Raw genomic sequence first — 22,663 nt, forward strand, 5'->3', positions numbered from 1 at the left:
TTAATTATTTTGAGCTCTCAACATTAAACGACAAATCAAATCAACCTCTTCCAAAGTTAAATCATAGTATAAGGGTAAGCATAGAACAGTTGGTGAAACTTTGTCCGTAATCTCTATCTTTTTTGGTTCCAAATAGGGCAAAGTATTTGCAAGAGATGGGTAGAAATAGCGACGTGTAAAAATTTCATGCCCTTCAAGAAGATTTTTAACTTCTAATAATAACTTCTCGTTTTCAAAAACTAAAGGATAATAAGCATAATTTATATTTGCATCACTATGCCATTTAGGTCGATATGCTCTAAAATTTAGTAATTTTTCATTATAACGCTCAGTTATTACTTTTCGCCTTTTATAAATATCATCAATGTATTTTAAATTTACTAACCCCATCGCTGCATGAAATTCCGAATTTTTTCCATTAATCCCCAATTCAGCAAAAGATTCAGGGCCATTAAATCCAAAATTTCTTATATAAGCATTTTTCTTAAGTAAATCTGGGTCTTTTGTAATTATTAGTCCTCCCTCTACAGAATGATAAAGTTTGGTTGCATGAAGACTACAAGTTGAAATATCACCATATTCAAAAATTGATTTATTATTTACTCTTACACCAAAAGCATGTGCACCATCATAAATTACTTTCAAGTTATACTTAGTTGCAATTTTTTCTATTGCTTCTACATCACAAGGATTTCCATAGACATGAGTTGCCAATATAGCTTGAGTATTTTCTGTAATAGCAGCTTCAATTTTTGTAGCGTCAATATTTAATGTTTTTTCATCAATGTCAACAAAAACGGGAGTACAACCTTCCCATACAATAGTTGATGTTGTCGCTACAAATGAAAATGGTGTAGTTATTATTTCACCTGTAATATTAAGGCTTTTAATTGCCATTTGTAAAGCAATTGTTCCATTTGTAACAAATAATAAATGATTTACTTTAAGATATTCCTTAAGACTCATTTCTAATTCGCTAGCCAATGGCCCCATATTAGTTAACCATTGCCTTTTCCATATCCCATCGATTATTTTAAGATATTCATCGTTTGGGGGCAAAAAAGGTTTAGTTACTGGTATCATATTTTTCTCCTTTTAAAATTTAAATTAATTCTTTAATCACTTTTTTTACTATCAAATATAAAAAAGCAAAAAAACCAAATAAAAACCCTCCTACAACCAATCCTTTAAGCTTTCCAAATTTTTCTTTAGCCAAAGGCAATATAGGTTTATCAATAACTTGAATTAAAGGAGTTTCTTTACGCAAAGCAACTTTCGCCAACTCTGATTGTTTGACTAATTCAGTTAAAATCGCTGTATTAGCCTGCACATCTACTTGTCTTCTTGCAGAAGGTGCACGACGTACATTAAGTGCAGGGTTTAAATTGAATGTATTATCATTAGCAACAGCAACACCTGTAATTGCACCATTAAGTTCACCTCTAATTGAATCAACTTGACGCTCAAGAATAGACATATTAATTCTTGCTTTTTTACTTTTAGTTTCTATATAAAATTTCCCAACTTGCTTCGTTAAAGCCTCACAAAAGAACTTCGAAAAAAGCTCATTTGTAGAGGAAACATCTATAGTAATGATACTAACTTTTTTATCTTTTTGTGCTACATTTAAGGCTCCTTTTGACAAACTATTATATATCGTTCCCAAAATACTATCTTGTGCCCGAGTAAAGTTTTTACGATCTTGCTCAGGTAAAAATTTTATATTTTTGTACTTAGGATTATCATTCCAACTATCCCTCCATTTATTATTCTGGATATACATTTCGGCTAATGATATAGTTTTGCCATCTACAACTACAGGTGACAACAAACTCGCTTCCACCATAGTACGAGATTTAAATAATTCTGTCAGATTGGAACTTGTAAACATTCCTCCACCACTTCCTCCAACGTCTAAACCAAATGAACTAGCTAATCCTAGTGCTCCCCCTAAACCACCCCCAGCTTTTTCATCTTCAAGTGCAAAAGAAACAGTTGCTGTATATATAGGTTTTTTTATAAAAGAGTAGCTTAATCCTAAAGCAGAACCAATTAAGCCTGCCAAGAAGATAATTATCCATTTTGACCTAATATAATTATACCAATCTTTTATTTTTAAAATCATATCTCTTAACGAGATTTCATCGTTGATAGCGTCTTTATTCTCCATTAATTTTCTATTTAAAAGCAGTAACAATTAATAACGCCAAACTAGAAATCACACTACCAATACCAACCCACTCCCCGGCACTCATTTTCTTTCTTTCAGGTTTTTCAGGAACAACTATTTGAGAATCTGGCTCGACCTTAGGATAAGATCTGAAAAACAAAAATGAAGTTGTCACATCTGCTTTTCCATTTGGATAAATTATGTAGGATTTTCTTTTCCAGCCTTTATTATCCACACCACCTACCGCATTTAGATAATATTTAAAGCCTTTACCGCTTCTATAAGGAATTTCAGAAGTTAACAAAACATTTCCTGTTACTTTTACACCTTCATTGTAAACTGCGACTTCTATTTCATCGCCAGGAAAAAGTGTAACATTTGAATAGTGATTCTTATCTTTTACAATTTTTTCCCAGTTAACAGGAATTGTAGCATATTTTAAATCTTCTTTTAATTTTTTTGATAATTTACCCTTTAAAGTATCATTTTTTGCTAAGTTCAAATCAATGCTTTCTAATTGATCAATTTGTTCTTGCTTAATTGGTCTTTTAATTTTCATACCATCTAAATTCGCAATTGAAGTTAGCCCTCCTGCCCTCATAACTACATTATAAACAGTTTCTTTCTTATTAGCTAAAACATATTTACCTGGATATCCTACTGCTCCACTTACAGTAACCATTTGGGGTTTTTCATAAACTGCCATTCTACGAATATTAATAACATCAAAAGGCTTTAAAACAAAATTTTTGATTTGTTCGTTATTATCAGCGGTAATCTCCAATTCAACTAATTCTATACGTTTTGGATCAGCATCATCAATTTCATCAGATTTAACCATTCTCGCTACTTCAACTCGCTTCGACGCAGAGCCAGTTAGTCCACCAACTTGAACAACCAAATCATTAAGAGTTAAATTATCAAAATATTCGTACTCTCCAGGATTTTTAACTTCACCATCAATCGTTACTTTGTATTCTTCTCTAAAGTCCAAAATTGAATAGACAGTAACAACATCTTCTCTTTTTAATTCAATATCAGCATTTAAATCTCCAGACATTGCAGCGCTTAAATCAACATTCACAATTTCAGTTGTTAAATCTGTTTTTAAACGAATAACTCTTGCTCTTTTTGTATATGCATCTTCTTTTAAACCTTCTGCCCTTATGATAAGATCTGAGATTCTCATTCCCTCATTGTACGAATAGTAATCTGGTCTGAAAACTGCACCTTCAATTTTGATACGATTTTCAAAACGGTTTAGAATTTTAGTAACTCTAAATACATCTCCCGATTGTGGCTGATAAGTACTATATTCACTCTCGTTTATATCGTGAATCTTAAATTCTTTACCTGTTTTTTGCAAGACATTTACAGATGCAGTATATGCAAATTCGTTAAATCCAGATGCAAAATTCAATAAATCAGAGAATTTTTCTCCTTTTTTCATTTCAAAAATCCCTGGACGCTTAACTTCTCCTTCTACAGTGACTCTTTGACTATAAGCAGGTATTCTAATAACGTCATTATCTTTTAAACTAACATTGTCAGACTGATCCCCTTTTACCAAAAATCGATAAATATCAATATTTCTATAAACCTTATTATTCCTGATTAATTCAATGTTTCTATAACTTCCATTTTTCCCAGGTCCTCCAGCTAAATGTAAAGCATTATAAACTGTTGCTAAAGAAGAAATAGAATAGTTACCCGGCTGTTTACCTCCAACAACGGTAATTTTAATAGTACGAATACGTCCTAAACTTACACTTACTTGAGATTGTCCAGACGAAACTGTACTATAAACTCTTGCTATAGCTGCCTTAATTTTTTGAGTAGCAGCTTCAATAGACATTCCAGAAACTGCTATTTGCCCAACATAGTCAATAGTAATTTTTCCTTCGACACTTACTGGAATACTTGCATTATATTCTTGAACTCCATAAACACTAACCTGTAATTCATCTCCAGGTCCTAAAATATAATTCATAGGTGTTGCAAGTTTCAAATCTGGCTCAAAATTTAATGTTGGATTATCAAACAATTCCGAACCAAAAATTAAAGCATTTACAGTGTCCTTAACTTTTTCATTTACGATTTTTTCCTGTTTTCGCCCAGAATCACTATCTGTTTTTTTTGGACTATTCTCTTTAGCTTTTGAATCTTTAGAGTTTTTCTTCTCAAATTCGACTAGCCTAGTTCTAAGTTTATTAAATTCTATCTGACTCATGCCTCTAGAAATTGCCATTGGCTCAACTTGATCTATTGACGTATTGTTACTTTTTAATTGTGTACTAATTTTAGCTAAATCATCATCTGATAAATAGTCAACTTTAATTGTGCTTAAATCTTTTGATTTCAATATGTCTTGTGCATTTGAATTAAAAGAAATTAATAGAGTAAAAAATAGTGTAAGAACGTATAATATTTTTTTCATATTGATTTATAGTTTAATCTTAAAGAAAAAGTGAAAATAGAATGTTTTTATGAGTATTGTTTTTTATAATAATCTTTATAAGACCCTGATGTCACGTTTAGCAACCAATCTTCATTATTTAGATACCAATCTATGGTCTTTTCCAATCCTTCCTCAAAAGTAACAGATGGTTTCCATCCTAACTCTTTATTAATTTTAGAAGCATCAATTGCATAACGCAAATCATGACCAGGTCTATCTTTAACATACGTAATCAATTCTTCTGAAGTTCCTTTTTCTCTTCCTAATTTTTGATCCATAATTTGGCAAAGCAATTTTACTAAATCAATATTTTTCCATTCATTAAAGCCTCCAATATTGTAAGTCTCATGATTCTTTCCTTCATGAAAAACCAAATCAATAGCAATAGCATGATCTTCAACAAAAAGCCAATCACGAGTATAATTTCCGTCACCATAAACAGGTAAAGCGTTCTTATTTATAATGTTATTAATAAAAAGCGGTATTAGTTTTTCGGGAAAATGATATGAACCATAATTGTTTGAGCAATTTGTCAAGACATATGGTAAGCCATAAGTTTCTCCATAAGCGCGCACAAAATGATCCGAGCTAGCTTTTGATGCTGAATACGGTGAATTTGGATCGTAAGGAGTTGTTTCTGTAAAAAGTCCGTCGGCTCCTAATGAACCATAGACTTCATCTGTACTAATGTGATAAAATCTTTTTCCTTCAAAATTATCTTTCCATTGATTTTTAGCTGCATTTAATAAATTCATGGTTCCAATAACATTAGTTTTCACAAAAGCTAATGGATCTTCTATAGAGCGGTCAACATGAGATTCTGCGGCCAAGTGCAGAACACCATCAAAATTATGTGTTGTAAAAAGATTTTTTATAAAATTTTCGTCTACAATATCTCCTTTTACGAAAGTATAATTTGATTTATCTTCAATATCCTTTATATTCTCCAGATTCCCAGCGTAAGTCAAAGCATCCAAATTAAAGATCTGATAGTCTGGATATTTATTAACAAAACGTCTTACTACATGAGAACCAATAAAACCAGCACCACCAGTTATAAGAATTTTTTTCATTATAATTTTATTAATTTAATAAATCTGAATTTATTTTTTCTAATTCACTGTAGATATCTTTAACATCTTGTGAATTTTCTTTTTGCAAAATTAAATTAGCGCTATCTGTATAAACAAAAATAGTATTTTTTAGTCCCAAAAAAGTTGTATGCTTCCCAGAACCAATAACCATATTACCGTTCTTATCAACTGGATGCCCTTTCAGAATTAAATAATCATAAACCGATTCAAAAGATCCTAAATCTGACCATGAAAAAGAAGCAGGAACAACTTTAATTTTTTTACTACGTTCCATCACAGCATAATCGATACTAATGGACGGAATCTGCATTGATAACTCCAAATCTAAAAACCCTTCTTTAGATGCTTCCCAAACTGCTTTGGATTTTTCATAAACATCTGGCTGAAATTGCTTTAACTCATCTAACAGTACTCCTGCCTTAAAACAAAACATGCCGCTATTCCATAAAAAATTACCTTTTGCAATAAATTCTTTTGCAGTTGTTTCATTTGGTTTTTCACGAAATGATATTACTTTATCACCTTTCGATTCAATATAACCATAACCTGTTTCTGGCTTTGTAGGTATAATTCCAAATGTTACTATGAAACCTTCTTTTGCTTTTGAAACTGCTTCTTGGATAGCATTGTTATAATCATCCATTTTATCAATAATATGATCAGAAGGAGTTATAATTAAAATATCATCGGGATCCGACGCAAAAGCCGCAAATGCTATGGCAGCAGCTGTATTTCTTGGTGTAGCCTCCACAATATTCAAATATGTTGTATTGGTTTTATCCATTACTTTACCACTCAAATGATGGTTGTCGACATTACCTACGACCATTACTTTATTTGCTAAATGGCTATTGCGCTCAACAGTCATTTCAAATAAAGATTTATTTTCAAATATTTCTAAATATTGTTTAGGTTGGCTTTTACGAGAAAGTGGCCATAATCTGCTTCCTACTCCACCAGTTAAAATTACATGTATAATTGAATTATTATTTTCCATTTTTCTTTTTAAATTAAAAAAGCTTCAAATATTACAACCGGTTATCAGCTATAGTACCTAAAACTCCTTTTACATCATACAATAAACTATTTGATTTTTGCAATTCAGCAAAATCCAGCTCTAGAAATTCTGAATGAGAAACTCCTAGAACTATCGCATCAAATTTATTGTCGGGAAGAGAGCTTAATGTTATTAAATTATATTCTTTTCTTACATCATTTGCATTTGCAAGGGGATCGTAAATTGTTACTAAAATTCCATATTCTTTTAATGCTCTTACCACATCAACAATTTTAGTATTCCTAACGTCTGGACAATTTTCTTTGAAAGTAATACCAAGCATTAATAATTCAGCTCCATTAACAGAAATGCCTTTTTTTATCATTAGCTTAACTATTTGTGAAGCTACATATTCTCCCATGCTGTCATTTAGGCGTCTTCCTGCTAAAATTATTTCAGGATGATATCCAAATTCTTGTGCTCTTTGTGCTAAATAATAAGGATCTACTCCGATACAATGTCCACCAACAAGACCTGGTTTAAATGGTAAGAAATTCCACTTTGTTGAAGCTGCTTCTAAAACCTCTTGAGTATCAATATTCATTAGATTGAATATTTTAGCTAATTCATTTACAAAAGCAATATTAATATCGCGTTGAGAATTTTCGATAACTTTTGCTGCTTCGGCAACTTTTATAGTTGGTGCTAAGTGAGTTCCTGCTGTAATTACCGATTTATATAATGCATCAACCTGTAATCCAATTTCTGGGGTTGATCCTGAGGTAACTTTTAAAATTTTTTCAACTGTGTGTTCCTTATCGCCTGGATTTATTCTCTCTGGAGAATAACCTGCAAAAAAATCTTCATTGAATTGCAAACCTGAAACTTGTTCTAAAACCGGTACACATTGTTCTTCTGTTACACCTGGATAGACTGTAGACTCGTAAATAACAATATCTCCTTTTTTCAAAACCTTACCTACCGTCTCACTGGATTTATATAATGGAGTTAAATCTGGTCGATTATTTTTATCAACAGGTGTGGGAACTGTAACTATATAATAATTACAATTTGCAATATCATTTAATGAAGTGGTACAGTATAAACCTGTTTCTTGATCTGGTGAATCAACTAGGACATTTTGTAAAACATCATCTTCAACCTCTAAGGTTGTATCTGTTCCGGATTTTAAAGAATTAACTCTTGATTCATTTATATCAAACCCAACAACTGAATATTTTGTAGCAAATAATCGAGCTAAAGGTAATCCAACATATCCTAAACCAATAACCGCAATTTTTACTTTATTTTTTAATTCCATTTTTTTTAATTTATTTAGGTCACTAAAACTCACGGCTTCGCCGTTCTGAGTCACAAATCTTTGACCCAGATACCTAAATTAATCATTTTCGGCAAATATAGTACAATAACTCTACTTTTTCAATACGGTTTCCCGTATTACTTAAAAAGTAATTGTTAATAAAAAAGCACTTAATTCCAATGCGTTATTAATCAGGGTGTAAATAATTACTTTATAAAAAAACAGAAGAAAAAAATCTAAAAAAGATTCTCTCTTCTGTTAATTTACTTTGATAACGCTGTTATTTATATTTTATTTTCAAAACACATCCTAATGTTTCCAATACAAGAGTATAATAACTATTAGATATTTCTTGTACAATTGCATTTTGATTACTAAATGCCCCTGATTCTAATTTGATTTTATCTCCCACTTGAATTGCCGAAACAGTTACATCACTAATATTAGGAGCTTTAATGCTCTTTTTTATAATTTCTATTTCTTGATCTTTTACAATAGCTGGTTTGCCTAACCAAAATAGATATCTCACCACACCTGCTACCTGAAAAACCGAATTTCTTTCAGAATCTGACAATTGAACAAAAACATAGGAATTAAAAAGTGGCACTTCAATCTTTTTCTTTCGATCTGACCATTGTTTAACTTGAGTAATTAGAGGGCAATAGGTTTCTATACCCAATTGACTCAGCTTATCTGCAACTTTTTTTTCCCATTTAGGTTTTGTATAGACTACGTACCAATTCATTTTTTTATTTATAACGAAGTAAAACTCACTACTACTTCACATTTTCCACTTTCACTTCACTACAAAATCAATTTAAGAACCTATTCCATTATAAACAAAGCCAATTGATTCTAGTTCTTTACCATTTAAAATATTTCTTCCGTCAAAAACAAATGCGGGCTTATGCATAGAGTCATAGATTTTTTTCCAATCGTATGTTGTAAACTCATCCCATTCTGTTAAGACTGCAATAGCATGGGAATTTTTACAGGCTTCATAGGCATTATCGAAAACATTTAAAGCATTTGCATTTTCATCTGCTATTCTTGTTTCAAGATAATTCAAATCAGAAAGCATTTTATTTCGCGAAACTTTTGGATCGTAAACTGAAATTTTAGCTTGTTCATTGATTAAGTCATCCGCAACATAAATCGCAGCAGATTCTCTAGTATCATTTGTATCTTTTTTGAAAGCCCAGCCTAAAAATGTAATTTTCTTATCGGCTACTGTATTATATAATGTTTGAACAATTTTATTCGAAAATCTTCTTTTTTGATGATCATTCATAATAATTACCTGCTCCCAATAATCTGCAACTTCATTTAATCCATATGATTTTGCGATATAAACCAAATTCAAAATGTCTTTCTGAAAACAAGAGCCACCAAAACCTACCGAAGCTTTTAGAAATTTTGGACCAATTCTGCTGTCCATCCCAATTGCTCTTGCAACTTCATTTACATCTGCACCTGTTTTTTCGCATAATTCCGACATTGCATTGATGGACGAAATTCGTTGTGCCAAAAATGCATTTGCAGTAAGTTTAGACAATTCTGAAGACCAAACATTTGTTGTCAAAATCTTGTCTATATTTACCCAATTTGCATAAACATCAACTAGTGCTTGAATTGCTTCTTGACCTTCTGGAGTTGTATCTCCACCAATAAGAATTCTGTCAGGATTTAATAAATCTGTAACTGCTGTTCCTTCTGCCAAAAATTCAGGATTAGATAAAATCTGGAATTGAACTCCATTTCCTGTATTATCTAAAATACTTTTAATTGCTTCAGCCGTTCTAACTGGTAAAGTCGATTTTTCAACAACTATTTTATTTTGCTTTGCAACTCTCGCGATTTGTCTTGCACATAATTCGATATATTTTAAATCTGCTGCCATACCTTTTCCTTTTCCATAAGTTTTGGTTGGCGTATTTACCGAAATAAATATCATTTGAGCTTCATCTATTGCTTTATCAACATCAGTAGAAAAAAACAAATTTCTTCCTCTTGCTTCCGAAACAATTTCAGAAAGTCCCGGCTCATATATTGGAATATTTTCAGGATTTGGATCATTCCAGTCTGCAATTCTTTGTTCATTTAAATCGACAACTGTAACTTGAATATGTGGACATTTTTGAGCAATTACTGCCATTGTAGGCCCACCAACATATCCTGCACCAATGCAGCAAATTTTTGTAATTTTCATTTGATCTATTATTATCTTGATCTAGTTTATTTTAAATTATTCCAATACCACTCAACAGCTTCTTTTAATCCATCTTGTAAAGAATATTTCGGATTGTAGCCTAGTACTTTTTTTGCTTTTTCAATACTTGCCAGCGAATGTGGAATGTCGCCAGCTCTATTTTCTCCATAAACAACTTGAACGTCATTTATCTTTGGATCGAATTCAGATAAATATTCTTTTAAATATTTAACTAAATCATTTAATGTGTTTCTATCTCCGAACGCTGTATTATAAACAGAATTAACTGCTTCTGGATTTTGACTCGTCATTGCCAGCTCATTCATCTGAATCACATTATCTATATATGTAAAATCGCGAGAATAATTTCCGTCACCATTAATTATCGGACTTTCGTAATTCATGAATTGCATGACGAATTTCGGTATTACAGCTGCATAAGCTCCATTGGGATCTTGCTTTCTTCCGAAAACATTAAAGTAACGCAATCCAATTGTTTCTAATCCATATGTTTTACTGAAGATTTCAGCATATAATTCATTCACATATTTAGTAATAGCATAAGGAGATAATGGTTTTCCAATTACCTCTTCTACTTTTGGCAATCCTTCAGAGTCTCCGTAAGTTGAAGAACTAGCAGCATATACAAAACGTTTTACTTTTGCATCACGAGCCGCAGTAAGCATATTTAAAAAACCAGAAACATTTACATCGTTTGTAGTGATAGGATCTTTTATTGATCGAGGAACAGATCCTAAAGCTGCTTGATGCAGAACGTAATCTACTCCTTCAACAGCCACATTACAATCTTCAAGATTTCGAATATCTCCTTCAATTAATTTAAAATCAGGATTATCTAAAAAATCTTTTAAATTATGGCGATGCCCAGTCGAAAAATTATCTAAACAAATTACTTTATGACCACATTTTAAAAAATACTCCGTCAAATTTGAACCGATAAATCCAGCTCCGCCTGTAATTAAAATTATATTTTTTGCTGTGTTTTCCATTAACCAAAAGATTAGCTTTTTCTAAATCTATTTAAAAGTGTTTGCCAAAAACCAATTTTTACTTCCTCTTCATGATAACCGTTTGAATAAGCACCATAGCCATATCCATACCCGTAAGCTGTACCGTATTTAGCTTTATTTTCATAGCCATTTAATACAATACTAACATTATTTAATTCTCCACGCTTGATTCTCGTATTTAGCAACGTAATCATTTCCTTTTTGGTATAATTCTGTCTAACAATATACAATGTTACATCTGCAAACTGAACTAATTCTAATGAATCGGCAACTAAACCAACTGGAGGTGTATCCAAAATTACATAATCATACTTCTGCTTTAATTCATCAATTAATTCCTTCATAGCATCACTTAATATAAGCTCAGAAGGATTTGGCGGAATTGGACCAGAAAGGATCACATCTAAATTTGGAATTTGAGTTGAATTAGTAATTTCCTCTAAACTATTTTGCTTAATTAAATAATTAACAACTCCTAAAGGTGTTGTCAATTCAAACTCATCTGCTAGTCTCGGTTTTCTTAAATCTAAGCCAACAATTACAGTTTTCTTTTCACTTAACGCAAAAACTGTTGCAATATTTATAGAACAAAATGTTTTTCCTTCACCACTAATTGAAGAAGTAATCATTAAAGTTTTTGATCCGCTTACTTGTTGTTTTTTATATAAAAACTGAAGAGAAGATCGTATTCCTCTAAAAGCCTCAGAAAGAGCAGACTTAGGTTTATCGAATACCGCTAAACTTTTTGTGTCTTTATTTATACCAATTACTCCAAGCAATGGTATTTGAGTTAATTTACTAATATCTTCTGTATTCTGAATAGAATTATTAATGAAGAATATTGCAAAAACAAACAATAAAGGAATTAAAGTCCCTAAAAATAGAGCCATTACATAATTCACAGAAGTTTTAGGCCCAATTAAGCCTCCTCCAATATCTTTTGCCGGATCAATAAAATGGATATCTGATAAATTAGAAGCTTTTACAATTTCTGCTTCATTTCTCTTTTGAAGAAATTCAGTATAGATATTATCATTTAAATCATATTTCCTTTTGATTTTAAGCAGTTCTTGCTGTTCAGCAGGAAGTTTTCGAACTGTGCTTTCTGCTTGGCCAATTTTCGCATTTACTAATGACAAATCATAAAGTAATGACGTTTTTGCTGTCGCAATATTCTCTTGAAGCACATTTTTTACAGCTTCCATTTGATTGTCAAAATCTTTAAAGATTTTTTCACTTTTTACAGCATAAGCCATTTCTGATCTTTGAGTTGAAAGCGCAATTAACTTTGAAACACTCGCGACAATATTTGGATCTTCAATTCCTGCTACTGAAGGCGCTGGTAATCTAGAATAATCATTACTGCTGTTTAAATATGATTTTAACGAATTGTAATATGCTATTTTTCGAGTTACTTCATCTTTCTCAACATCAAAATTCATTATTTTATCAGAAACTTTAGAACCGCCATCTTCTATTTGAAAGATGTTTTTATCTTTTTGAAAAGTTTTTAGTTCATTCCCAGTCTGCTTCAACTGGGATTCCATCGCAACTAGAGTGCTATCAATGAATCGAATAGTATTTGTTGCAAATTGATTTTTACCATCTAACTGAATTTTGATGAGCATTTTCACAGTCGAATTTAAATAATCAACCATTCTAGCTTTATTTGTTCCCTGCATCGACAGTGTCAGCAATGAACCACTTCCTTTATCACCTTCAACATTTAGTCCTCTATATGCGGCAACAGTTCCGTCAAAATCATTGAATTTGACAAAATATTCTTTCCCTTTATAGAAACCTGGATTATCGTTTATTTGAAGTTTCCAGTTTAAGAAAGGAAGATTAACATGTTCTCCTACTTTATATCTTTTTGAAAAATTTCCCGGTTGTACAGAAGTATTACTATAAGTATTTGTACTATACGTAATTAAGGAAACAGAATTACCTTCAAACGGAATTTGAATTTGATATTCATTTTCACTCAAGAACTTAATGCTTATTAATGTATTGGCTAACTGTCCTTTTGATTTATCAATATCTATATAAAAAGGAACAGCTCCATAAGAATCAATAAAATTATATTTTCCCTGCTCTAAATAATCGATATAAAATTGCAGTTTGTCAACTACCAATTCATTATGAGATCTCGATTTTAGAATAGTAGAAATTCCATTTACCTGATCTGAGATTCCCCCCCAGTTAAAAACTAAACTTGTATTTGAAGTAAAAAACGGATTACTTTCTTCTTTAATAGAAATCATAGTCTGCATTCCGTAAATTTTCTCTTTACGAATGTTTACTTGATAAGCTATTGTAAATGCAATAATTAAACTAATTAAAAACCATTTCCAATAACTGGCAATTTTTAACAAAAATCCCTTAAAATCAAAATTGGAATGATTCTCAAAAATGGAAAAATCTTTAATATCTAACATTTTCTAAATCTTTTAATTTTTGATAATAAGATAAACTGTTGTTGCTAAAGATAACAATGTAATGATGGTTCCAATTGACTGTATACCTGTTTGACCAGTTCCCCATGTTTTTTGCCTTAACGGTTTTACATAGATATAATCGTTTGGCTGTAAATAATAATAGGGCGATTTCATCACATTTATATCTGTTAGATCAATATCGTTCATTTGCACACCTGTGGGCGTTTGACGAATTACAGTTACTGCCTTTCTATTACCTACAGTAGTAATATCTCCAGCATTGGCAATAGCTTCTAGAATAGTTACATTATCTTTAAATAATGTTTTTGTGCCTGTACTTCCAACTTCTCCGTTAATTGTATATCGAAATCCTGCTAATTTTACGGTAACAAAAATATTAGCTTCGCTTTTGAAATATTCTTCAAGTAATTTCTTTTCAATTTTTACACGAACTTCATCAAGAGTATAACCAATTACATTTATTTCCCCTAAAATTGGCATTCTTATATTTCCGTGATCATCAACTGTAAATCCGTCAAAATATAGACCAGATTCCGATTTTGAGGTTTGGGTAGCATCGGCCGCATTGGTTGTATTAAAAATAGAAACCAACTTCGGATCAATTGCTTTTATAGTAACACTTAAAACATCATTAACCTGTAATCTGTATGGTTTTGATTCTACTGCAGCAATAGAACTCTGCTCACTTGAAGTACTTTTATCCTGAAGATAAACTAAATCTTTAATCGGAATGCAAGACGTAAATAATACCGAGATTAATAAGAATAGATAAAAGCTGTTTTTTGTCATTAGTCTAATTTTAGCACAAATATAGTTTTTCCTTTAATCTATAGAAAAAACGTAATTATTATTTGGGGGTTAATTATTTTTAAAAGTTTTTTCGAAAGGAACTCTGTGTAAAATACTTCTTCCTAGTGTTACTTCATCAGCATATTCTAACTCGTCTCCAACAGATATTCCTCTTGCAATTGTTGAGATTACAATATCCGAATTTCCAATTTGTTTATAAATATAAAAATTCGTTGTATCTCCTTCCATTGTTGAACTTAGAGCAAAAATAATCTCAACCACTTTTCCAGATTTCACCTTTTCAACCAAACTCGAAATATTTAGCTGATTTGGCCCAACTCCTTCAATAGGTGAAATTTTCCCTCCAAGGACATGATAAATTCCTTTAAACTGGCCAGTATTTTCTATCGCCATTACATCTCGAATATCTTCAACAACACATATTGTTTCATGATTTCTAAGATGATTGGCACATATTTCGCAAATTTTAGTATCAGAAATATTATGACAGCTTTCGCAAAACTTAATATCCTCACGCATATTTAATAATGCTTGAGACAAAAAAGAGGTTTGTTCCTTGGGCTGTTTAAGCAGATGAAGAACTAATCGAAGTGCTGTACGTTTACCAATTCCTGGTAATTGCGACATTTCGTTAACCGCTTTCTCAATTAATTTTGATGAAAATTCCATGACGACAAAAGTAATACTTTTAATGGTTTAGCTGGCATTGGTACAATTAAATTGAATACCAATAAATACTGCAAATTAATTATAAAACAATATCTATTTGATCAAAGTGAATCTCGTTGCAAAGTAAACCGCTAAGTATTTTTAATATTGATTTGTTGCTAATAAAACCAGTGTACAAGCTACTTCTACTTGAATATCATTCAATTCTAATAACTGATATAATTCTGGATTTTCAGTTCCTGGATTAAAGACAACTCTTTTTGGTTTTGCTTCAATTATATAATTATAATAATCTCTCTGACGACTTGGATTCAGATATAAAGTAATTGTATCAATGTTTTTTACTGGTATTGCTTTAGTCTGAATTTTTACTCCGGCTACCTCTCCTGCTTTTTGACCAATCGCTAAAACAGAATGTCCTTTTCCTACGAGCATATTTACAGCTCTGTATGAATAACGCTCTGGATTTGTCGATGCTCCTATAACTAATGTTTTTTTACTTTTCATTGTTTTCATTTAGATTGCAAAAGTAATCAAAAAGAACCATTTAATCTTTATGTCTTTGACTCAGAATCAACAACAATTAAAAACATTATCCTAACATTATTTCTTATAAAAACATCAAAAAATAACTACTTTTACTTTATTAACCCAAACCAATATGGAATTATTTATTTACTTATTTGCCGCTTTGTTCTCTGTACTAAACCCAATTGGAACCGTACCTATTTTTGTCGGACTAACCCAACATGATTCACAAAAAGAAAGATCCCGAATCTCACTTTGGACTGCTATTAATGTTTTTATAATATTATTGGTTTCCTATTTCATAGGACAATATGTATTGACTTTTTTTGGAATCAGCATTGATGCTTTAAGAATTGCCGGCGGAATTGTTATTGTGAATTCTGGCTTTTCTCTGCTCTCAGGAAAATTCAATAAAAAACGAGGAATCAATAAAAAAATTGAAAATGAAGCACAACAAAGAAATGACATTGCTCTAACGCCTTTAGCAATTCCGATGCTTGCTGGTCCTGGTTCAATGTCACTTTTAATTGCTTTTTATCAAGAACACCATGAAATCCATGAAATAATAATTTCATCATTGGCTATATTAGCAATTGCAGTAGCAATTTTTGTAATACTAAAAAGCGCTCATTATTTAGCTAGAATTCTAGGAGCTTCTGGTATAGTTGCTATTTCTAGAATTGTTGGTTTTATAGTAATTTCAATTGGAATTCAGTATATCGTAAGTTCAATAGTAAATATTATCAAAGGAAATTTGATGTAAAAAAAATATAATTGAAATAAAAAAGGGATAAAATCATATTTTTGATTTTATCCCTTTTTTAATCCTTTATGTTTCTAACTTCTAGGCAAGAAAACTTCAGCCATCATACATCTGGCACTTCCGCCGCCGCAAGCCTCGATTGTATCTAAACTTGAACTTAAAATTTCAGCATGATTCTCCAACTGGGAAATCTGCTTAGGAGTCAAACTTTGATGCGCCGATGCACTCATAACAATATACCGCTTATCATCTTTTCCTCTGACTTCTAACATGTTTCCAGCAAAATTATTTACCTGAGCCTCGGTTATTAGAATAATTTCTTTTTGATCCTGTTTAAGATTATCCAGAACCATTTTACGTTCTTTTTTATCATCAATACAATCTGCGCAGATAACAGCAAAAGTCTCGCCCAGACACATCATTACATTTGTATGATAAATAAGTTTACGCTCGCCGTCAACAGTCTGAAAAGCTTCAAAAATTACAGGGGCATAATCAAAATCTTCACAGAATTCTATAAATAACTCTTCATCTGCTCTCGGAGATAAAGCACAGTAAGCTTTTCCATTTGCTCTATCTAATAATAAACTTCCTGTTCCTTCTAAGAAAATACCATCTTCTTCTGCAGAAGTATAATCCATTATATTGGTGATCTCGAATCCTTTTTCTTCTAGAGTATCTAAAATATCTTCGCGGCGTTCCTGGCGGCGGTTCTCAGCAAACATTGGATAAAGGGCTACATCGCCATTTTCATGAAACGAAACCCAGTTGTTTGGAAAAATACTATCCGGGGTATCTGTTTCTAAAGTATCTTCAATAACTGTTACATCAACACCAACAGCTCTCAGTTTCTCAACAAAAGCATCAAATTCCTGCTGGGCTTTAGCATTTACTGTACTTGGCAATAATCCGTCTAATACTTTTTGGTAATAATTATTTACAGCCGTCTGCTCATTCATTCTAAAAGCAACTGGACGAATCATTACGATTGCATTTGTTGTTTGTCTCATTTTATTTATCTTTTTTGTTTCAGGTTTCAGGTTTCAAGTTTTAATCGTGAAACCTGAAACTTGAAACTTATTTTTCTAGTCTCTAATTAATGGAAGGGTTGAACATCTCAATAAACCCTCCTGCTTTGCAATTTCAGCATACGGAATTTCTTCCACAGTAAATCCGTTTGAACGAAGCCAGTTATTTAATCGGGTAAAATTTTTCTCAGAAACCACGACATCTTTATCAATCGAAAATACATTTGAAAACATATTGTACATTTCTTCTCTCTCGATATGAAATAAATTTTCTTTCCCGAATAAATTTACCAAATACAGATAATCCGCTTCTTCACGAAAACCTCTTTTATAGATTATTCCTTTGTCTTTTCCAACCGGCTGAAAACAACAGTCTAAGTGTAATGCATTGTCGCGGGCTTCCAATTTCGATTTAACCAGATCAAATTCTTTTACAATTTTATTCGGAAATAATTCTTTTATAAAATTGACGCCATGCATATTTGTTCTTGCAGTTATATAATCTTTATAATCGCTTCCTTTATAAGTACCTATAAAAATATGATCATTCCATAGCATGACATCTCCGCCTTCTATATGAACTTCTTCCGGCGGACGCACGACTTTTAAAGGATCTATTTGATCAATTACATATTGAATTGCATCCAGTTCACGCTCGCGGTCTGGTAAAATATTCGATTTTATAAAAACATCATCAATTACAAATCCAATATCTCTTGCAAAAATCTGATTGTAATTTTCTATCAATTCGGGGCGGTAAACAGTTACATCATACTTTTGAAACACAGCATTAAAAGCATCCATTTCAGCAGTCATATCTTTTTCGATAGGATATGTTCCTGCTTTAATATGTTCCAATGATTTAGGATCATAGGCTTCTTCTAATGAAGGAGTCGGCCCATTATGAACGGCAGAACCCAAAACTACGGCACGCAGTCTTGACGTTTCGTTCTTTACATTTAATTGCAACATAACTTTATTATATTTTGGACAAAGATAAAAAAAGCTTCACAGTTAAGTGAAGCTTTAGTTTTTTATTTATTCGACTTAAAGTCTCTTAAAGGGTGTCCTGTGTAAATTTGTCTAGGTCTTCCAATTGGCTCCTTGTTTTCACGCATTTCTTTCCATTGAGCGATCCAACCTGGTAATCTTCCAATTGCAAACATAACAGTAAACATGTCAGTTGGAATCCCTAAAGCTCTGTAGATAATTCCAGAGTAAAAATCAACATTTGGATATAAGTTTCTTGATTTGAAGTAATCATCTTCAAGAGCTGCTGCTTCTAATTTTTTAGCAATTTCCAAAATCGGATCTTCAACACCCAAAGTTTCTAATACTTCTTTAGCTGCTTTTTTGATGATTTTTGCTCTTGGATCAAAGTTTTTGTAAACTCTGTGACCGAATCCCATTAAACGGAATGGGTCATTTTTGTCTTTTGCTTTCGCCAAAAATTTATCAGTATCACCTCCGTCTTTGTTGATTTCTTCCAACATTTCAAGAACTGCCTGATTTGCTCCACCGTGAAGAGGTCCCCAAAGTGCAGAAACCCCAGCAGAAATTGAAGCAAATAATCCAGCGTGAGAAGAACCTACCATTCTTACTGTAGATGTAGAACAGTTTTGTTCGTGATCTGCATGAAGAATAAATAATTTATCTAAAGCATCCACAACTACAGGATTTGCTGAGTAAGGTCCTGTAGGTAATTTAAACATTAACTGCATAAAATTATCAACATAACCAGTTGTGTTATCGTAATAATTTAATGGATATCCCATAGATTTTCTGTATGTCCATGTAGCAATTACAAGAAATTTACCCATTGTTTTACAAATGGCTTCATACATTTCTTTTTCGTTATCAACATTTACAGCTTTAGGATTAAATGCTGTTAAAGCACTTGTTAAAGCAGATAAAACGCCCATTGGGTGAGCTGTTTTTGGAAAACCATCTATGATATTTTTCATCTCTTCGTTTACCAAAGTATGTTTTTTAATACCATTTTCAAACTGCTCTAATTCTTGAGCTGTTGGTAATTCTCCAAAAATCAAAAGATAAGACACTTCTAAAAAGCTAGCTTTCTCTGCCAAATCTTCGATTGAATATCCTCTGTAACGTAAAATTCCTAATTCTCCATCTAGGAAAGTGATTTCGCTTTTACAAGATCCAGAATTTTTATAACCTGGGTCAATTGTAATAAAACCAGTTAAATCACGTAATTTGTTAATATCGATAGCTGATTCGTTTTCACTTCCTGTGATTACCGGAAGTTCAATCTTTTTACCATCTATTTCTAATGTAGCTATTTTTGACATAATATCTTGGAAATAATTCTTTAAATAATAATTTACCAAATCTAATGAATTTAAGACTAATTAAAAAAAGAATACTGCTATGAATTTGTTAAAAGTCCAAAAAAAAACCATCTGCAAAAACAGATGGTTTCTTTTCAATATATAACTTTTATAATTATTTGATTTTAAAAGCATTTAAACCAGGAAAATATGCAGTACTTCCTAATTCTTCTTCGATTCTCAATAATTGGTTGTATTTCGCCATACGGTCTGAACGAGACGCTGAACCAGTTTTAATTTGACCACAGTTTAAAGCCACAGCTAAATCTGCAATTGTATTATCTTCAGTTTCTCCAGAACGGTGAGACATTACAGATGTGTAACCAGCATTTTTCGCCATGTTTACAGCTGCAATTGTTTCTGTTAAAGTACCAATTTGGTTAACTTTTACAAGGATCGAATTAGCAATTCCTTTTTCAATACCAGTTGATAAACGAGCAACATTTGTAACAAATAAATCGTCACCTACTAATTGTACTTTGTTTCCAATTTTTTCAGTTAAATATTTCCATCCATCCCAGTCATCTTCATACATACCATCTTCGATAGAAATAATTGGATATTTAGAAGCAAGGTCAGCTAAATAATCAGCTTGCTCTTCAGAAGTTCTGATTTTTCCAGTTTCTCCTTCAAATTTAGTGTAATCGTATTTACCGTTTACATAAAATTCTGAAGCAGCACAGTCAAGAGCAATCATAATTTCGTCACCGAAAGTATATCCAGCTTTTTCAACAGCAAGTTTGATAGTATCTAAAGCATCTTCAGTACCACCAGCTAAGTTTGGAGCAAAACCTCCTTCATCACCAACAGCTGTACTTAAACCTCTATCATGTAATACTTTTTTCAAACTATGGAAAATTTCAGTTCCCATTTGCATAGCATGTGTAAAAGAAGTTGCTTTTACTGGGAAAATCATAAACTCTTGAAATGCAATAGGAGCATCAGAGTGAGAACCACCATTAATGATGTTCATCATTGGAACTGGCAATGTATTAGCAGAAACACCACCTACATATCTGTATAATGGCAGACCTAGCTCGTTAGCAGCAGCTTTTGCAGCAGCTAAAGAAACTCCTAAAATTGCATTAGCTCCTAATTTAGATTTGTTTGGAGTTCCGTCCAAATCAATCATTAATTGATCGATTGTGTTTTGTTCGAAAACAGAAGTTCCAACTAATTCTTCAGCAATAACAGTATTTACATTATTCACTGCGTTCAAAACACCTTTACCTAGATAAGCTTTACCTCCATCACGTAATTCAACAGCTTCGTGCTCTCCAGTTGATGCTCCAGATGGAACAGCAGCTCTACCTAAAACTCCATTTTCAGTTACTACATCAACTTCAATAGTAGGATTCCCTCTAGAATCAAGAATTTGTCTTGCGTGAACTTTAATTATAATACTCATTATTTTTGTTTTTTATTAATAAATTATATTTTTTTTCCGAAATTATAAAAATATTTAATACTATAAACGCATTTTAGTTATTAAACACCTTTATTTATTAACTACATCGTTTTAGACCCAGCAAGTTTAATATTCTCTACAAATTGATCAAACAAGTATGAAGAATCATGTGGTCCTGGACTAGCTTCTGGATGGTATTGTACTGAGAAACAATTCTTATTCTTCATTCTCATTCCTGCAACTGTATCATCATTTAAGTGTATATGAGTAAGCTCTAATTCAGGGTGACCTTCTAAAGCTTCTCTTTTTACAGCAAAACCATGATTTTGAGAAGTAATTTCACCTTTCCCTGTAATAAGATTTTTTACTGGATGATTTATACCTCTGTGTCCACCAAACATTTTATAAGTTTTCACTCCATTAGCAAGTGCAATTACCTGATGCCCTAAACAAATACCAAATAAAGGTTTATCATCAGCAATAATTCTTTTTGCTACCTCGATCGCACCAAAAAGCGGATCTGGATCACCAGGTCCGTTTGATAAGAAATAACCATCAGGATTAAACTCTGTTAAATCTTCGTATGTTGAGTCGTATGGGAAAACTTTAATATAACAATCTCTTTTCGCAAGATTTCTTAGAATATTCTTTTTAATTCCAAGATCAAGTGCTGAAATTTTATATGTAGCATTTTCATCTCCTACAAAGTAAGGTTCTTTTGTAGACACTTTAGAAGCCAATTCCAGCCCTTCCATATCAGGAACATTTGCTAATTCTTTCTTCAAGTCTTCAACAGAAGTTCCATCTGTACAGATAACTGCATTCATAGCTCCATTATCACGAATATAACTAACAAGAGCTCTGGTATCAACATCAGAAATACAAATAAGATTTTGTTTTGTAAAGTAATCTTCTAAGCTTCCAGAAGCACCTTCTCTAGAATAGTTAAAGCTAAAGTTTTTACAAACTAAACCAGCAATTTTAACGCTCTCTGACTCTACTTCTAAATCATTGATTCCGTAATTACCAATATGCGGATTAGTCGTAACCATTATTTGTCCGAAATAAGAAGGATCAGTAAAAATTTCCTGATATCCCGTCATTCCAGTATTAAAACAAACTTCACCAAAAGTTTTACCGCTAATTCCGATAGATTTTCCGTGAAAAATTGTTCCATCACTAAGTAATAAAATGGCGCTTTTTCGTGTTGTGTATTTCATTATTTAATTTGTATTGTTTTTTATCAAGTTATAAAACCAAAATCATGGTTTTAAATGTAATTAGAAATTTTGCAAATTTACTTCTTTAAAGAAGCCCTTCCAAGATTTTTTAAAACTTTCACTCATAAAAATAAAACCTATTATTTT

At 31.8% G+C, this 22,663-nt stretch carries 19 protein-coding genes; 1 reads left to right on the top strand and 18 read right to left on the bottom strand.

The genetic code is table 11. The features are described 5' to 3' along the window. The 13 genes from QE431_RS19145 to QE431_RS19205 form a co-directional block, all read right to left on the bottom strand. The gene (locus QE431_RS19145; RefSeq protein ID WP_307299278.1) at positions 1–1,083 is read right to left on the bottom strand and encodes a DegT/DnrJ/EryC1/StrS aminotransferase family protein; all 1,083 of its coding nucleotides are present in this window, start codon (positions 1,081–1,083) and stop codon (positions 1–3) included. 19 nt (positions 1,084–1,102) lie between these two features. After that, a complete protein-coding gene (locus QE431_RS19150; RefSeq protein WP_307299280.1) occupies positions 1,103–2,170 on the bottom strand; it encodes a Wzz/FepE/Etk N-terminal domain-containing protein in 1,068 nt (355 codons plus the stop codon). 7 nt (positions 2,171–2,177) lie between these two features. Beyond that, positions 2,178–4,607: an SLBB domain-containing protein gene (locus tag QE431_RS19155; protein WP_307299282.1), complete on the bottom strand. Its 2,430-nt coding sequence runs from the start codon at positions 4,605–4,607 to the stop codon at positions 2,178–2,180. Between the two features lie 47 nt (positions 4,608–4,654). Continuing rightward, entirely contained in the window at positions 4,655–5,701 is a 1,047-nt protein-coding gene (gene rfbB, locus QE431_RS19160) for a dTDP-glucose 4,6-dehydratase (RefSeq protein ID WP_307299285.1), read from the bottom strand. A 10-nt stretch (positions 5,702–5,711) separates the two neighbouring features. Then, on the bottom strand, positions 5,712–6,719 hold the full coding sequence (locus QE431_RS19165; protein ID WP_307299287.1) for a mannose-1-phosphate guanylyltransferase: 1,008 nt from the start codon (positions 6,717–6,719) through the stop codon (positions 5,712–5,714). 31 nt (positions 6,720–6,750) lie between these two features. Next, positions 6,751–8,040 carry a nucleotide sugar dehydrogenase gene (locus tag QE431_RS19170; protein WP_307299289.1) on the bottom strand — a complete coding sequence of 430 codons (1,290 nt, stop codon included), beginning with the start codon at positions 8,038–8,040 and terminating at the stop codon, positions 6,751–6,753. A gap of 280 nt (positions 8,041–8,320) precedes the next feature. Next, on the bottom strand, positions 8,321–8,785 hold the full coding sequence (locus tag QE431_RS19175) for a UpxY family transcription antiterminator (RefSeq protein WP_307299290.1): 465 nt from the start codon (positions 8,783–8,785) through the stop codon (positions 8,321–8,323). Between the two features lie 72 nt (positions 8,786–8,857). Further along, positions 8,858–10,249, bottom strand: a complete 1,392-nt coding sequence (locus tag QE431_RS19180) for a UDP-glucose 6-dehydrogenase (RefSeq protein ID WP_134142200.1) — start codon at positions 10,247–10,249, stop codon at positions 8,858–8,860. A 26-nt stretch (positions 10,250–10,275) separates the two neighbouring features. Beyond that, positions 10,276–11,259 (bottom strand): SDR family oxidoreductase, encoded by a 984-nt coding sequence (locus tag QE431_RS19185; protein ID WP_134142199.1) that lies wholly within the window; start codon positions 11,257–11,259, stop codon positions 10,276–10,278. A gap of 11 nt (positions 11,260–11,270) precedes the next feature. After that, positions 11,271–13,718: a polysaccharide biosynthesis tyrosine autokinase gene (locus QE431_RS19190; RefSeq protein WP_134142198.1), complete on the bottom strand. Its 2,448-nt coding sequence runs from the start codon at positions 13,716–13,718 to the stop codon at positions 11,271–11,273. 12 nt (positions 13,719–13,730) lie between these two features. Further along, on the bottom strand, positions 13,731–14,528 hold the full coding sequence (locus QE431_RS19195; RefSeq protein WP_307299298.1) for a polysaccharide biosynthesis/export family protein: 798 nt from the start codon (positions 14,526–14,528) through the stop codon (positions 13,731–13,733). A gap of 69 nt (positions 14,529–14,597) precedes the next feature. Beyond that, on the bottom strand, positions 14,598–15,218 hold the full coding sequence (gene recR / locus QE431_RS19200) for a recombination mediator RecR (protein WP_057114912.1): 621 nt from the start codon (positions 15,216–15,218) through the stop codon (positions 14,598–14,600). A 141-nt stretch (positions 15,219–15,359) separates the two neighbouring features. Then, positions 15,360–15,725 carry a CoA-binding protein gene (locus QE431_RS19205; protein ID WP_307299301.1) on the bottom strand — a complete coding sequence of 122 codons (366 nt, stop codon included), beginning with the start codon at positions 15,723–15,725 and terminating at the stop codon, positions 15,360–15,362. A gap of 154 nt (positions 15,726–15,879) precedes the next feature. On the opposite strand from QE431_RS19205, the gene QE431_RS19210 reads away from it, so the two are divergent. After that, positions 15,880–16,509, top strand: coding sequence for a MarC family NAAT transporter (locus QE431_RS19210; protein ID WP_057114913.1), 630 nt, complete (start codon positions 15,880–15,882; stop codon positions 16,507–16,509). A 74-nt stretch (positions 16,510–16,583) separates the two neighbouring features. Here QE431_RS19210 and ctlX read toward each other — a convergent pair whose 3' ends face one another. The 5 genes from ctlX to carA form a co-directional block, all read right to left on the bottom strand. Then, positions 16,584–17,519, bottom strand: coding sequence for a citrulline utilization hydrolase CtlX (gene ctlX / locus QE431_RS19215; protein ID WP_307299304.1), 936 nt, complete (start codon positions 17,517–17,519; stop codon positions 16,584–16,586). A 75-nt stretch (positions 17,520–17,594) separates the two neighbouring features. Then, the gene (locus QE431_RS19220) at positions 17,595–18,509 is read right to left on the bottom strand and encodes a dimethylarginine dimethylaminohydrolase family protein (protein WP_307299307.1); all 915 of its coding nucleotides are present in this window, start codon (positions 18,507–18,509) and stop codon (positions 17,595–17,597) included. Positions 18,510–18,571: 62 nt separating this feature from the next. Continuing rightward, a complete protein-coding gene (locus tag QE431_RS19225) occupies positions 18,572–19,849 on the bottom strand; it encodes a citrate synthase (protein ID WP_134142853.1) in 1,278 nt (425 codons plus the stop codon). A gap of 154 nt (positions 19,850–20,003) precedes the next feature. After that, entirely contained in the window at positions 20,004–21,296 is a 1,293-nt protein-coding gene (gene eno, locus QE431_RS19230; protein ID WP_057114915.1) for a phosphopyruvate hydratase, read from the bottom strand. Between the two features lie 101 nt (positions 21,297–21,397). Beyond that, positions 21,398–22,516: a glutamine-hydrolyzing carbamoyl-phosphate synthase small subunit gene (gene carA / locus QE431_RS19235; RefSeq protein WP_057114916.1), complete on the bottom strand. Its 1,119-nt coding sequence runs from the start codon at positions 22,514–22,516 to the stop codon at positions 21,398–21,400. Positions 22,517–22,663 lie beyond the last annotated feature (147 nt).

It is taken from the genome of Flavobacterium sp. SORGH_AS_0622 (assembly GCF_030818825.1).
Lineage (GTDB): Bacteria > Bacteroidota > Bacteroidia > Flavobacteriales > Flavobacteriaceae > Flavobacterium.

Excerpts from the sequence above, each read along its gene's own strand:
- eno (WP_057114915.1), bottom strand. The coding sequence starts at position 21,296 with ATGAGTATTATAATTAAAGTTCACGCAAGACAAATTCTTGATTCTAGA.
- recR (WP_057114912.1), bottom strand. The coding sequence starts at position 15,218 with ATGGAATTTTCATCAAAATTAATTGAGAAAGCGGTTAACGAAATGTCG.
- QE431_RS19225 (WP_134142853.1), bottom strand. The coding sequence starts at position 19,849 with ATGTCAAAAATAGCTACATTAGAAATAGATGGTAAAAAGATTGAACTT.
- QE431_RS19220 (WP_307299307.1), bottom strand. The coding sequence starts at position 18,509 with ATGTTGCAATTAAATGTAAAGAACGAAACGTCAAGACTGCGTGCCGTA.
- QE431_RS19210 (WP_057114913.1), top strand. The coding sequence starts at position 15,880 with ATGGAATTATTTATTTACTTATTTGCCGCTTTGTTCTCTGTACTAAAC.
- QE431_RS19155 (WP_307299282.1), bottom strand. The coding sequence starts at position 4,607 with ATGAAAAAAATATTATACGTTCTTACACTATTTTTTACTCTATTAATT.
- rfbB (WP_307299285.1), bottom strand. The coding sequence starts at position 5,701 with ATGAAAAAAATTCTTATAACTGGTGGTGCTGGTTTTATTGGTTCTCAT.
- QE431_RS19150 (WP_307299280.1), bottom strand. The coding sequence starts at position 2,170 with ATGGAGAATAAAGACGCTATCAACGATGAAATCTCGTTAAGAGATATG.
- QE431_RS19175 (WP_307299290.1), bottom strand. The coding sequence starts at position 8,785 with ATGAATTGGTACGTAGTCTATACAAAACCTAAATGGGAAAAAAAAGTT.
- ctlX (WP_307299304.1), bottom strand. The coding sequence starts at position 17,519 with ATGAGACAAACAACAAATGCAATCGTAATGATTCGTCCAGTTGCTTTT.
- QE431_RS19195 (WP_307299298.1), bottom strand. The coding sequence starts at position 14,528 with ATGACAAAAAACAGCTTTTATCTATTCTTATTAATCTCGGTATTATTT.
- QE431_RS19180 (WP_134142200.1), bottom strand. The coding sequence starts at position 10,249 with ATGAAAATTACAAAAATTTGCTGCATTGGTGCAGGATATGTTGGTGGG.
- QE431_RS19170 (WP_307299289.1), bottom strand. The coding sequence starts at position 8,040 with ATGGAATTAAAAAATAAAGTAAAAATTGCGGTTATTGGTTTAGGATAT.
- QE431_RS19145 (WP_307299278.1), bottom strand. The coding sequence starts at position 1,083 with ATGATACCAGTAACTAAACCTTTTTTGCCCCCAAACGATGAATATCTT.
- QE431_RS19185 (WP_134142199.1), bottom strand. The coding sequence starts at position 11,259 with ATGGAAAACACAGCAAAAAATATAATTTTAATTACAGGCGGAGCTGGA.
- QE431_RS19165 (WP_307299287.1), bottom strand. The coding sequence starts at position 6,719 with ATGGAAAATAATAATTCAATTATACATGTAATTTTAACTGGTGGAGTA.
- QE431_RS19190 (WP_134142198.1), bottom strand. The coding sequence starts at position 13,718 with ATGTTAGATATTAAAGATTTTTCCATTTTTGAGAATCATTCCAATTTT.
- carA (WP_057114916.1), bottom strand. The coding sequence starts at position 22,516 with ATGAAATACACAACACGAAAAAGCGCCATTTTATTACTTAGTGATGGA.
- QE431_RS19205 (WP_307299301.1), bottom strand. The coding sequence starts at position 15,725 with ATGAAAAGTAAAAAAACATTAGTTATAGGAGCATCGACAAATCCAGAG.